General features: G+C 40.4%; 11 protein-coding genes and 1 tRNA gene. 3 read left to right on the forward strand and 9 right to left on the reverse strand.

Annotation, left to right across the window (positions count from 1 at the left end; all coding sequences use genetic code 11):
* Positions 1-141: 141 nt before the first annotated feature.
* Entirely contained in the window at positions 142-1,290 is a 1,149-nt protein-coding gene (locus KK487_RS13955) for an MFS transporter (protein ID WP_010391697.1), read from the forward strand.
* On the opposite strand, the gene KK487_RS13960 is transcribed toward KK487_RS13955, so the two are convergent.
* Positions 1,257-1,757, reverse strand: coding sequence for a prolyl-tRNA synthetase associated domain-containing protein (locus KK487_RS13960; RefSeq protein ID WP_138764708.1), 501 nt, complete (start codon positions 1,755-1,757; stop codon positions 1,257-1,259). The two genes, KK487_RS13955 and KK487_RS13960, sit on opposite strands and share 34 nt — an antisense overlap.
* A gap of 1 nt (position 1,758) precedes the next feature.
* Complete coding sequence (locus KK487_RS13965; RefSeq protein ID WP_138562643.1) at positions 1,759-2,145, reverse strand: hypothetical protein; 387 nt, start codon at positions 2,143-2,145, stop codon at positions 1,759-1,761.
* A gap of 165 nt (positions 2,146-2,310) precedes the next feature.
* On the opposite strand from KK487_RS13965, the gene KK487_RS13970 reads away from it, so the two are divergent.
* Positions 2,311-2,386, forward strand: a tRNA-Ala gene (locus tag KK487_RS13970).
* 180 nt (positions 2,387-2,566) lie between these two features.
* Here the strand turns inward: KK487_RS13970 and KK487_RS13975 are convergent.
* A complete protein-coding gene (locus KK487_RS13975; RefSeq protein ID WP_138562641.1) occupies positions 2,567-3,814 on the reverse strand; it encodes a glutamate-5-semialdehyde dehydrogenase in 1,248 nt (415 codons plus the stop codon).
* The gene (gene proB, locus KK487_RS13980; RefSeq protein WP_013466019.1) at positions 3,811-4,917 is read right to left on the reverse strand and encodes a glutamate 5-kinase; all 1,107 of its coding nucleotides are present in this window, start codon (positions 4,915-4,917) and stop codon (positions 3,811-3,813) included. The genes KK487_RS13975 and proB overlap by 4 nt, the downstream gene beginning before the upstream one ends.
* Positions 4,918-5,779: 862 nt before the next feature.
* On the opposite strand from proB, the gene KK487_RS13985 reads away from it, so the two are divergent.
* Complete coding sequence (locus KK487_RS13985; RefSeq protein ID WP_013466020.1) at positions 5,780-7,639, forward strand: cation:proton antiporter; 1,860 nt, start codon at positions 5,780-5,782, stop codon at positions 7,637-7,639.
* 132 nt (positions 7,640-7,771) lie between these two features.
* Here the strand turns inward: KK487_RS13985 and KK487_RS13990 are convergent, their stop codons facing one another.
* From KK487_RS13990 to hflX, 5 genes are all read right to left on the reverse strand, one after another.
* Entirely contained in the window at positions 7,772-8,410 is a 639-nt protein-coding gene (locus KK487_RS13990; RefSeq protein ID WP_013466021.1) for a tetratricopeptide repeat protein, read from the reverse strand.
* A 124-nt stretch (positions 8,411-8,534) separates the two neighbouring features.
* Positions 8,535-9,848, reverse strand: a complete 1,314-nt coding sequence (locus tag KK487_RS13995) for an adenylosuccinate synthase (RefSeq protein WP_024601937.1) — start codon at positions 9,846-9,848, stop codon at positions 8,535-8,537.
* A 209-nt stretch (positions 9,849-10,057) separates the two neighbouring features.
* Positions 10,058-10,936: a protease modulator HflC gene (hflC, locus tag KK487_RS14000; protein ID WP_013466023.1), complete on the reverse strand. Its 879-nt coding sequence runs from the start codon at positions 10,934-10,936 to the stop codon at positions 10,058-10,060.
* Positions 10,937-10,941: 5 nt separating this feature from the next.
* Positions 10,942-12,111 carry an FtsH protease activity modulator HflK gene (hflK, locus tag KK487_RS14005; RefSeq protein WP_013466024.1) on the reverse strand — a complete coding sequence of 390 codons (1,170 nt, stop codon included), beginning with the start codon at positions 12,109-12,111 and terminating at the stop codon, positions 10,942-10,944.
* A gap of 100 nt (positions 12,112-12,211) precedes the next feature.
* The gene (gene hflX, locus KK487_RS14010; protein ID WP_128583723.1) at positions 12,212-13,501 is read right to left on the reverse strand and encodes a ribosome rescue GTPase HflX; all 1,290 of its coding nucleotides are present in this window, start codon (positions 13,499-13,501) and stop codon (positions 12,212-12,214) included.
* Positions 13,502-13,505: the final 4 nt, after the last annotated feature.

The following is a 13,505-nucleotide window of genomic DNA, read 5'->3' on the forward strand; positions in this document are numbered from 1 at the left end:
TAAATAACAGCGCTATTGGTATTAATCTAACAAACTACTGAAAACAAAGCATGATTTAGCGCAATAAAGGTTAATTTATGAAAACCCTAGCAGTTTTGTATATAATGCAGCTCAACTAATAAGCAATGTATATGGCAGTTAATGCGCTTACCTCACCTACTCATCTGTTCAGTTTTCATTTTTTTTGTTTTATACGCACCACAGCCATTATTAAGTTTATTTGCAACTGAATTTAATGTTGCTCCTGCTGTTGCAGGCAGCTTAATGACGGCCACTATGTTGCCTTTAGCTATTGCCCCTTTGGTGTATGGACTGTTTTTAGCTAAGCGAAACCCTTTATTGATATTACGCTTCGCTATGTTGTTACTGGGTGTGGGTTGTATCTTATTTATTTATGCCCCGAGTTTTGAATTACTTCTACTGGTAAGGTTTTTACAAGGACTGACTTTACCTGCCGCATTGACTGCCATGACCAGCTTTATTGGTATGAGCTATCAAGCCGATACATTACAAAAAAATATGACGCTATATATAGGTAGTACGATTGTCGGTGGTTATTTTGGTCGTGTATTGGCTGCGCTCTTTAGCGATGTTTGGTCGTGGCAGAGTTTTTATTACCTAATAGCAGCCATGCTGATTATTCTAGCGTTAAGTATTCCCCATAAACGTTTTAATCTCGTTAAATCAACCGAGGTTTTATCACCATTAGATTATATAAAACAACTTAAAGAGGGCTCTGCACTTAAGCTCTATGGTGCCATTTTTTGTATGTTTTTTTGCTTTGCAGCATTATTAAACTACTTGCCTTTTATTTTAAAAAATACCTTTTTAATTAATAACACGCGCGACATTGGCTTTGTTTATAGTGGCTATTTGGTGGGTGCTTTGGCTTCTATTTTCACTCCTTGGCTATTAAAAAAAATGACTTCAGCCTGGCGATTGTTGGCCGCGGTATTCGTGTTTTATAACCTCAGTATTGTGTTATTAATGAGTCATTCACTGTTGTTGTTTTTAATTGCATTCACACTCTTTTGCGGCGCTATGTTTGTGATTCATTCCACAGCGGCACCACTGGTTAATAAAATCAGTCACGCACCGCCAAGCGTTACCAACGGGTGCTATGTATCATTTTATTACAGCGGCGGCGCACTGGGCTCGTTATTACCAGGGGTGGTTTATCAAACTCATGGACAAACGGCGTTTATGGCAACATTACTCGCTGTGTGTTTGTGTGGACTGGGGCTTATTTTGTGGGCTCAACGCGATGGCAAAAACATCACCCGCGGCTGATGCTCAGTAAAGTCAAAAAAACGCAGTAAATCAGGCTTAGTTAATAACCATGTTTGGGTATTTTCAAACGGGTGGCAATGAAATAAATCGCCAAACCAAATATCTTGATCAAGCCAAAGTGTTACACCTCGTTGTTTGTCGTTCATTAAGCTGAGCATTGACACGCAACCAGGTGCAACCTTTAAGTATTTAGCCAAGCGCTCATTAGAGGCAAAGCCTAAGCGCGATAGCCCTTGCTGTTTAGCAAGTGACTTTAAATCTAACTGTTTATCATGCGCGGTGATCACTAAAAAATGACGCTTACCTTCGTTGTCTCGCAAAAATAGGTTTTTTAAGCGTGTTCCTGGGCGATTTACCATCAGTTCATCGGCATCTAAACTGCCATGTAGCGCTGGATGTTCTATTACGTCATATTCTATATTTAGTTGGGCTAACACTGCCGCTAGTTTTTGTTTATCCGCTAACATACTACAAACAACGCCCTCTTAATTGCACACTTAAATCACGCCATAGTACTTCGTTTATTTCATGCTTATTTGCACAATAGTTACGCTGTGCTAGTTCTTTATTAAGAAACTCTACCGCTTGATCTTCTAATTGTAATTTTAAAACACTCGACTCTTCAAAATGCTCTTGCTCAGCAAAACGCTGAACATCACTGCGGGTTAGTCTTTTATTGATATTAATTTGCTCACGACTTTTAGCCTTTACAGAAACCACATAAGCAAAAAGCTTGTTACCTTGCTCATCAAGGGTGTCATAAAATTGTTTATTATTAATTTCGTAGGGCGGTTCATCTACTGAACTGGCACAACCAAAAAGGAAAATCATGAAAACTAACGCGTATTTTTTCATTATGTATTGTCGTTTTAGTAAATATTGAGCTCGAGTTTAACAAAAATTAGTTAAAACGGAAAAATTTGTGAAAAAATACTTGACCAAAATCGTAAAAATATTTAAAGTTCACCCCGCTTGAGACTCAGCACTTAAGCATTTACAGTCTATGTAAATTAGGAATGTGGGGCTATAGCTCAGCTGGGAGAGCGCCTGCCTTGCACGCAGGAGGTCAGCAGTTCGATCCTGCTTAGCTCCACCACTTTCCTACTCTCTCCTTTAAGTAATATCCTTATTTTTATATTCTAAATAAATTTCTCTGTTAATAATTTTTTGCCCTGTTTTAATCTTTATGTTTGCTTAGTTGTTTGATTTTGCTAAATCGAGATCAAAAATGCCGAGCAAAAGCCCGGCATTTTTATCGTTTATTAGGTTGGGTAAGTTATTCGCGAACTTGACCAACACCATTAACTAAATATTTCTCAGTCGTTAGTGACTCAAGCCCCATTGGACCATAAGCATGCAACTTAGTCGTTGCAATACCAATCTCGGCGCCTAAACCTAGTTGTGAGCCATCAGAGAAACGTGATGACGCATTAACCATAACAACCGATGCATCCACACTACGTTGGAATAACTCTGCCGCAGCATCGTTTTTAGTACAGATAACTTCGGTATGATTTGAGCCAAATTGAGCAATGTGCTCAACGGCTGCATCAAAGCTTGGCACTATACGAATAGCAATTTCTAAATCTAAATATTCTTCACCAAATTCGTTATCTGCAAGCACAGTGGCATTATCAAAGTACTCAGCCGCTTTGGCATCAGCATTTATTTTTACGCCTTCTTGGCGAAGCACTACCGCGCAGAGGTTTAAAAACTCATCAGCAACATCTTGGTGTACTACTAACCCTTCTAAGGCATTACATACGCCAGTACGTTGAGTTTTACCGTTAAGTAGTAGATTAAGTGCCACTTCTAAGTCTGCATCTTTATCTACGTATAAATGACACACGCCTTTAAAGTGCTGAATAACAGGAATTGTACTGTTTTCTGTTACATAGTTAATAAGCCCTTCACCGCCACGTGGGATAATTAAATCAATACTGTCGCGTTGCTGCATTAATTCCATTAGTAAAGCACGGTCAGGATCTGGAATAACTGAAATTAGCGCCGTTGGCAAACCATGTTTAGTAAGCACGCTGTGCATTACACTAGCAATGGCTTGTGAGCTTTTAAGCGCTTCTTTACCACCGCGCAAAATAACACCATTACCCGACTTAAAGCACAATGCACCCGCGTCAGCCGTTACATTAGGTCGTGCTTCGTAAATCATACATACCACGCCCAGTGGTACACGCATTTTTCGAATTTTAATGCCATTTGGACGTTCAGTGATATCACGTAACTGGCCAACCGGATCATCAAGTGAAACAATCACTTCGATACCTTCAGCCATCGCTTCAATGCGCTCATCATTTAATGTTAAACGGTCTATCATTGACGCTGCTAAATTATTGTCACGCGCAGCGCTTAGGTCACTTTCGTTTTCTTTGATTATAAATTCTTTTTGATCTCTTAATGCCGCTGCCATATCGGTTAACACGTTGTTTTTAGCCTCGGTATCGAGTAAAGCAAGTGTATGTGCAGCTTTTGCTGCTTGGCGTGATATATCCGTAATTAAACTCATGACTTCTCCAATAATGCGATATCTTTTTCTGAAATAATTGGTCCAATTGAATCCTGCATTTTTTCGCTGAATTCACTCTGCTCGTTGTCTGCAATAAAGTTTAACAAACAGCTACTGTAATTTGCTGTGGCTTTAGCTAAACGCGTACCATCTTCACTGCGAACTAAGATAGTATCGCCCACAGCAAACTCGCCATGTACTTCCTTGATCTCATCGCCTCGTAAACAGCCGTCTTCGCCTTCTAGTGAATCATCAAATGACCCATCGACAACCACTTCACCTTGTTCATTTGCGGTATGTGTCATCCAGTGAATAGAGTCTTGCATTGGTTTTTCATAAGGCAAGAACACACTACCTGGATTTTCGCCCGCTAATAAACGAGTAAAGGTTTCTTCTTTAAAGCCATTAATAATATACGTTGCAATACCATGTGATGTGGCTTTTTCTGCCGCTTCAATCTTGGTTTTCATACCACCGGTGCCTACTGCACTGGTAGCACATCCTGCCATAGCATAAATAGAATCATCAATTGATTTTATTTCAGGCAATAATACGGCATCGTCATGCAGATTTGGGTTTTTGTCATACAGCCCATCTACATCTGAAAAAATCATTAATGCGTCAGCGTCAGCGGCAGCTGCCACCATAGCTGATAAGTTATCGTTATCACCCACTTTTAAATCATCTGTTGTCACCGCATCATTTTCATTAATGATAGGTAGCACGCCGTGTTCTAACAAGGTAAATACGGTTTCACGGATACTCTGATAGCGCTCACGGTCACGTAGGTCACCATGAGTTAATAGTAGCTGCGCCGAAGGAAAATCAAAGAAACGATCCCACATGGCCATCATTTCTGTTTGCCCTGCTGCTGCCATGGCTTTTTTCATAACAACTGAGCGCGGCTTCTCTGATGGAAATAAATGCGAGCCTGCCGCTACAGAGCCTGATGACACTAAAATAACCTCTATACCACGTGCGCGACAGTGAACGATAAACTGTGCGATGGTTAACAAGTAGCGTGAACGACAGCCATCTTGATCGGGTGCAATTAAGGCACTGCCCACTTTAAGTACGATACGTCGCCAATTTAACTTTTGCATAAATGCTCAACTTTCCATTTTATTTGTATTCATCACACTGATGAATGAAACCAGGTCGCTATGTTTAAAACATAACGTCGAATTTGTTTATCATTGCCCACACTTTTTTTACACACGCGTACACCGTCTCTAAAACCATTGTTTTAAATTGAGATGCAAAAAATAAATAGTATTAACCCAATAAAATTGGATTGTACTAACTAAAAAAATATAAAGTGTTGTTTATGTATCGCTGTAAAAAGCTGTGTGCGGCTTTTTTATTAACAACATACATAGAGCCTCTTAAGTCTGGTACACCAACAGATAGGGTGATGACTTAAGGACCGAGATTTAACCGCCACGATGGGGATTAAATATTGAAAGGTAATAATTCAACTCAAACTTTAATTTATATGCGTTACGCAGATAAACACCTTGAGCAAAACTATACCAAAGAGTTCGGTAAATGATATTTTACGTTCGAACATTATAAAACATCGCTGAAACAATCACTAAGAGAGTTAAGATGTTTATATCTAACACGTTTACTTACTTAAACAATAAACTTTATTAGATAACTAATTATTCGAACACGAAGTATAATACGTTAAAATAGCCGCTTAGATCAAGGCTAAAATTAAAGCTAAATAGGTCATAACAGACAAGGCATGCACATTTTGCAATAGATATCATAAAGTTAGACTACTATAAATAGTAATTATAGAGACTATAACTTTGATAACACTCTCACAAAAGACGTTAACACTAAATAAATAAACATTATTTATTAGCTAAATTTAATTTACACGTGTATACCCACTGTATTACTGGTTGGTAACCGTTATACTTTTAAACATTATTAAAATTAAGGAGTTTTTACTCTATGTCAGCAATTTATATAGCCGGTATTGCACTGTGTTCAGTGTTAGCCCAATGGGTCGCTTGGGCGTTTAGAGTACCCGCTATTCTGTTTTTATTGCTTACAGGGCTTTTATTAGGGCCATTTAGTGGCGTATTAGACCCTGATGCATTATTAGGTGATTTACTTTTTCCTGTGGTCTCTTTGAGTGTCGCTGTGATTTTATTTGAAGGGTCCTTAACTTTACATTTTCGAGAACTTAAAGGGATCAGTAAAGTCGTCAGAAACCTCTGCTCTATTGGTATGCTTACAACTTGTATTGTTATTAGTTTTAGCGCCTATTGGTTACTCGAGTTAAATTGGCGAGTTGCTGCAGTACTTGGCGCTGTGCTTGTTGTTACGGGGCCAACCGTTATTGCTCCATTACTTAACTCGATGCGACCTACCCAGGATATCGATCGTATTTTACGCTGGGAAGGCATAGTAATAGACCCCATTGGCGCTTTATTTGCAGTGTTAGTGTTTGAAGCCGTAATGCTGGTTGGTCAGGGTGAAGTACTTAGCCACACTATCGTTGCACTGGTTAAAACCGTTGGCGTTGGTTTAAGTATTGGTGTGGTTTCGGGTTGGATCACGACGCAACTAATGCGCCGAGAATGGCTGCCATTTGAGCTACATAAGTTTGGTATTTTAGCGTTAGTGTTAATTAGCTTTTCTATTTCAAACCACATAAGCCATGAGTCAGGCTTACTGGCTGTGACGGTGTTTGGCATTTGGTTAGCTAATCAAGATGACTTGGAAATAGATTCGGTACTCGAGTTTAAAGAAGATTTGTCAATGATTTTAATCTCGACTTTATTTATTTTATTGGCCGCAAGACTACAACTCTCTGATTTAATGATGCTCGACAGCGACGTATTTATATTTTTAGCTATTGTGCTATTTATCGCCCGCCCATTGTGTATTGCTATTTCAACCTTTGGTACAGACTTACCGATGAAATCGCGCCTAGTACTTGCTTGGATTGCACCTCGCGGTATTGTTGCAGCAGCCGTTGGTTCAGTATTTGCGCTGAGTATGATGGAAGCGGGAGTGGCCGATGCCGAAAAAATGGTGCCACTCATATTTACTGTTATTATTGTTACTGTGGTACTGCAAAGCTTAACGGCTATCCCTGTTGCGAAACTACTTGGAGTGCGTCAACCATCCCCTAATACTATTTTAATCATTGGTGCAAACCATGTATCGCGTGCAATTGCACGTGGCTTAAAAGAGCAAAATATTCCTGTTCATCTATCAGATCCTGCTTGGGAGAACTGTAGAATGGCGCGCATGGATGGCCTGCCTTGTTATTACGGTAACCCGCAATCGGAGCATGCTGAACGTTATTTACCTTTAACCACGATTCGCAGTGTTTTAGCGCTTTCACCTAATCGCCACCACAACGCATTAGGGGTGCAGTACTTCTCTCATTTATTAAATGAAAAAAATGTATTTTCACTACGTTCCTCTTCATCACATGCTAAAGCAAATAAAGACAGCGCGACGTTTTTATCACGACAAATTCTGTTTGGTGAAAACGGCGCATATGCACGCTTAAGCAGTGTTATTGCCAAAGGCGGTAAAGTGAGTGCAACACGTATATCTGAAGAGTTTAGCTGGCAGCAGTATTTAGAAATGAATCCTGAAGCGATCCCACTGTTTATTCTCAAAGGGGATAAAGACAGTGATGAAGACGCACCAGTGAAAATGAGGCCTTTTACCAGTGATATGGAAAAGCCACCACAAGAGGGTGAACGAGTAGTTGCATTGCAACCGCCTAAAATATCGCTATTAAAAGATCCGGCCAATAACAAAGCCAAAGACAATAAAAAAGACGAGTAATAACTAAAAAGCGAGAGTGCTAAAAAAGCACTCTCGCTTTTTTATTTACAAACCTAAACTCTGATTAAGAGATTTACTAACATATTAAATCATAGTCATAATTAGGTTTATTTTCTCTAGCTGGAGTTTAGGTTACATAGGTAAGCGCGCGCGGGTAACGACACTAGCTGGCATTTTTTCAGCAAGTTTAGTTAATGCTCGCTCTATTTTTTTATGTGTCGCTTTATCGGCTACCGTGGTGTTAAACAGCCAACGATAAGCATCTTCAAAGTCTCTTGGACTACCATAGCCTTGATTAAACAAGCCCACTAATCGTAATTGAGCTTTTAAGTTACCTTGCGCTGAGGCCTCACGGAGGTAGGTTATTGCCATGGCTTTGTCTTTTTGGACTAACTGCCCAACATCGTAGTAGCGACCTAGTTGCTCTAATGCTGCCGCTAAGCCCTGCTCAGCCGCTTTTTTCATGTAATACACACCTAGAGCTACATCACGCTCAACACACACCTTGTAGGCAAGCATATCACCGTATAAAAATTGATACGACGGCAATGCCATTTTATTGGCTCGTGCTTCTATATCTTGCACTAACTGGCAATTATCTGCCTTCACGCGGGCTAGATGAGTGTTCTCATTAATTAAAGCTATTAACTCAGATTCGGTATACAGCGGCACAGCTGCAGGGCTTTCTTCAGCTAAGCTATTGCTTATATTAAATAAAGAAAGTGTAAGTAGTGATAATGACCACACTGAGCAACGAGAAGATAAACGCATATTAACCACTTTAAAAATAAACTTACCAAATAATATACAAAGATCGTTCCACTATTAATAGGTGTGCTTTTTTATAGGCATAAAAAAAGCTGCACATGGCAGCTTCTTTTCAACATAAACCCAATTATGCAAATGGGCTACGAAGTATCATGGTTTCAACACGATCTGGACCTGTAGAGATAATATCAACAGGGACGCCCGTGATTTCTTCAATACGTTTAATGTAATCAATTGCTGCTTTAGGTAAACCTTCAAGCGATGTTACACCCACGGTATTTTCAGACCAACCAGGCATTTCTTCGTATACTGGTGTTACTTTATCGTAACCTTCAGCCGCTAATGGCGTAACGTTAGTCACAGTACCATCTTCAAGCTTATAACCAGTACAGATTTTAAGTGTTTCTAAACCGTCTAGAACGTCAAGTTTAGTTAAACAAAAACCTGAAATGCTGTTAATTTGAACTGCACGGCGCATAGCCACTGCATCTAACCAGCCAGTACGACGTAAACGACCAGTAGTAGCACCAAACTCATGACCTTTGTCACCTAAATGCTTACCTACTGGGTCTTGTTTTTCAAGGCCATCGTAAAGCTCTGTAGGAAAAGGACCTGAACCTACACGTGTTGTGTACGCTTTAATGATACCTAGTACATAATCAAGGTGTAATGGGCCAAAACCCGCACCTGTAGCAACGCCACCAGCAGTAGTGTTTGAAGATGTAACATAAGGGTAAGTACCGTGATCGATATCAAGTAATGTACCTTGTGCACCTTCAAATAAGATGTTGTCACCGGCTTTACGCGTTTGATCTAAAAGCTCAGTTACATCAACTACCATTGCTTTTAAGATGTCAGCAACAGCCATTGCGTCATCAAACGTTTTTTGAAAATCTACTGCATCTACTTTGTAGTAGTTCACTAATGTGAAGTTGTGGTATTCCAATACTTCTTTTAACTTAGTAGCAAATAATTCAGGATTGAATAAATCGCCAACACGTAAACCACGACGTGCTACTTTATCTTCATACGCTGGACCGATACCACGACCCGTTGTACCGATTGGTTTATCGCCACGCGCTGTTTCGCGAGCTACATCTAATGCAACATGGAAAGGCAATATTAGCGGACATGCTTCACTGATTAAAAGACGTTCGCGTACTGGTACGCCACGCTCTTCAAGCATGCCAATTTCTTTCATTAGCGCTTCTGGTGATAAAACAACACCATTACCAATCACACATTTAACATTGTCACGTAATACACCCGATGGAATAAGGTGTAGAACTGTCTTTTCACCGTCGATCACTAAGGTATGGCCAGCGTTATGGCCACCTTGATAACGAACTACTAAAGATGCTTTATCTGTAAGGAGGTCAACTACCTTACCCTTACCTTCGTCACCCCATTGGGTGCCTAGTACAACAACGTTTTTACCCATTGCAAATTCACTTAGAGAAAATTAGGACGAGATTTTACCAGAAAACTAAAGCAAAGTTCACCCCGTTTAGCTTATTTTTTCCTCGTGCCCTTAGTAAACATCAGTGTTTAGCTAATAATCACATAAATAACAGTGATTTATAAGATTAAAATTCAGATAACAAAAAGCCCTGCAATTGCAGGGCTTTTTAAATTTAACTAAAGCTGTGATTACTGAGCTTTCGCGCCTTTCATGTATTGGAAGAAATCGCTATCCGGTGATAACACCATCACGTCTTGCTTTCCTTTGAAAGTTTGCTTGTAAGCTTCTAAAGAGCGAACAAAGCTAAAGAACTCAGGGTCTTTATTATAAGCACTAGCGTAAATCGCAGCAGCATCAGCATCGCCTTGACCACGAACAGAACGCGCATTACGTTCTGCATCAGCAAGCATTACTGTTACACGGCGGTCAACACCTGCACGAATCGTTTCTGCTTTTTCCTGACCTTCAGAGCGGTGCTCTTTAGCAACGGCAGTACGCTCAGCACGCATACGTTGGTAAATAGAGCTACTCACCTCTTGAGGTAAGTTAATTTGCTTAACACGTACATCAAGTACTTCAATACCCAGCTCACTAGCACTTTCAGAGGCTTGTACTAACGCTTCTTCCATCAGCTCGCTACGTTCACCCGATACAATTTCACGAATAGTACGAGTACCAAAGTTAGTACGTAGGCCATTATTTACTTTTTGCTTAAGCAGTGTTTCAGCGTATTGCTTATCACCACGTGCACGCAGGTAAAAAGAGCTAAAGTCGTTAACACGCCATTTTACAAACGAATCAACAATTAAGTCTTTTTTCTCGCTAGTTACAAAGCGATCCGGTGTGCCATCTAGCGTTTGAATACGCGCATCAATGCGGCGCACTTGGCTAAAAAATGGCACTTTTAGATGTAGACCTGGACCATAAACCACCGCTTGATCATCGCTGTCTTTTTGTACTTTACTAAATAAAAGTACAATCGCCTTTTGGCCTTCAGAAACCACAAATACTGACGAGAAACACATTACAATGGCAGCTAATAGGATTACTAAACTAAAGTTTTTCATTATGCTTATCTCCCGTCGTTGAAGCGATCATTGTTAAAGCGATCATTACCACTATTAACAGTGCTGTTACGTGACGTATTTACCTTGTTACGTAAATCGTTAATATCGCTTGAGCTAGGTAAAGCAACGCGTGTTGATGAACCCTGTTTTTCCATGATTTTATCAAGTGGTAAATACATCATGTTGTTACCGCCCTTAACGTCAACCAATATTTTAGAGCTATTACCTAATACTTCTTGCATTGCGTCTATGTATAAACGCTCGCGTGTTACTTCTTTAGCTGCTTGGTATTCTGGAAGTAATTTCTCAAAACGAGCCACTTCACCTTGCGCTTCTAAAGTAATACGCTCTTGGTAACCTTCAGCCTCTTGCGTCATACGCGTTACTTGACCACGCGCACGCGGTTCAATTTCACGGGCATACGCTTCGGCTTCACGAATAAAGCGTTGTTCATCCTCTTGGGCTGCAATTGCATCATCAAACGCATCTTTAACTTCCATTGGCGGACGTGAATCCTTGAAGTTAACGTCAGTTACGATTAAACCTAAATTATAAGGTTCAATGATTTGATTTAGCTCATCCCAGGTATTTTGACGCACAACTTCACGGCCGTTAGTCAGTACTTGGTCCATTTTTGAATGGCCAACAACATAACGCAGCGCACTATCTAATGCTTCTTCAAGGCTGCTGTCAGCGTTAGTGACACTAAACTTGTATAAGTATGGGTCGATTACTCGATACTGTACTTCAAACTCAACGCTTACTACGTTTTCATCTTCAGTTAGCATAAAACCTGATGCTGATAACGAACGAACAGCTTCGATATCGACTGGAATAACCGTCTCAACAAAGGTCATCTTCCAACGCAAGCCTGGATCTGCAATTCGGTCAAACTTACCAAATTGAAGAACGACACCGCGCTCAGCTTCTTTCACCGTATAAATACCGCTTAACGCCCACACAATGGCAGCGATAATAAGTACAAATGAAATACCGGCTCCGCCAAGTCCACCGCCGCTACCATTGCCGGATTTTTTACCGCCAAATAAGCCGTTAAACTTGTTACTGAATTTACGGAACACCTCGTCTAAATCAGGTGGGCCTTGATCACGTCCGCCTTTGTTATTCCACGGATCTTTGTCATTGCCATTATTACCCGGTTCATTCCAGGCCATAGCTATACTCCATTGTTATCTAAATAAATTCGGAAATTGTGTTAAATCTAACAAATCTTATGCATTTCTTATACTAAAACCGACATTAATCTTTCAGTTTTTAGTCGCAGCTAATAAAACTTTCAATCTCTGGGCCAAAATCTTTAATCAAACGATTCCACTCAATCATAGGTAATCGCACATCTAGCAACCAATTACCTTGCTCATCAAAACGTTCGTTATGTACTGCACTTAAGTTAAATAAAGATGCTCTTAAACGTCCATACTGAGGAGCCAGTAGTAAAGTTTCACTCAACATCTTTTTAGCTAGTAAGTCACTAATAGCCTCACTTAACAGCTCGCAACCTTCACCTGTTTTTGCTGATAACCATACCCTTATAGGTTGGCCTTCGTCATCGCGATCAATACGTGGGGTTACATCATCCAGCGCATCAATTTTGTTGTATACAAGTAATTGCGGTACATCATCAGCTTCAATTTCTTTGAGTACTTCTTGTACCTGTTCAATATTTTCTTTTCGACGAGGGTCAGCTACATCTATCACGTGTAATTGTAAATCAGCCTCTCGCGTTTCTGTCAGCGTTGCTTTAAATGCAGCCACTAAGTCATGCGGTAAGTGGCGAATAAACCCTACAGTATCGGCTAAAATAACCGAACCAACATCGCCAATATCTAATTTGCGTAAGGTTGGGTCTAGTGTTGCAAACAACTGATCAGCGGCATACACATCAGAATTTGTAATACGGTTAAATAAGGTTGATTTACCCGCATTAGTATAACCCACTAAAGAAACCGTTGGGATCTCATTACGAGTACGTGCTCGTCTACCTTGCTCACGTTGTACGCCAACTTTAGCCAAACGGGCGCGTATATTTTTAATACGTGCACGTAATAAACGTCGATCGGTTTCTAACTGCGTTTCACCAGGACCACGTAAACCAATACCGCCTTTTTGGCGTTCAAGGTGGGTCCAACCTCGGATTAAACGAGTCGACATATGACGAAGCTGCGCTAACTCAACTTGAAGTTTACCTTCGTGAGTACGTGCGCGCTGAGCAAAAATATCAAGGATAAGTGTGGTTCTATCAAGCACCCGACATTGGCAAACACGCTCTAAATTACGTTCTTGAGACGGACTTAACTGATGGTTAAAAATGACAACATCGGCATTGTGGGTTTTGACAATTTCAGCTATTTCTTCTGCTTTGCCGGTACCGACAAATAGCTTCGGATGTGGTGCTTGACGGCTGCCTTGCACAACCGCCAAACTACTAACACCAGCAGAAGATACCAACATTTCTAATTCGTGGAGATCTTCACGATCCCCCTCTTTAGGTAAGTCGATATGGACTAAAATTGCCTGTTCGCCAGATTCATAGCGGTCAAACAAGCAT

This window comes from Pseudoalteromonas sp. SiA1, from assembly GCF_018732205.1.
Taxonomy (GTDB): domain Bacteria; phylum Pseudomonadota; class Gammaproteobacteria; order Enterobacterales; family Alteromonadaceae; genus Pseudoalteromonas; species Pseudoalteromonas tetraodonis.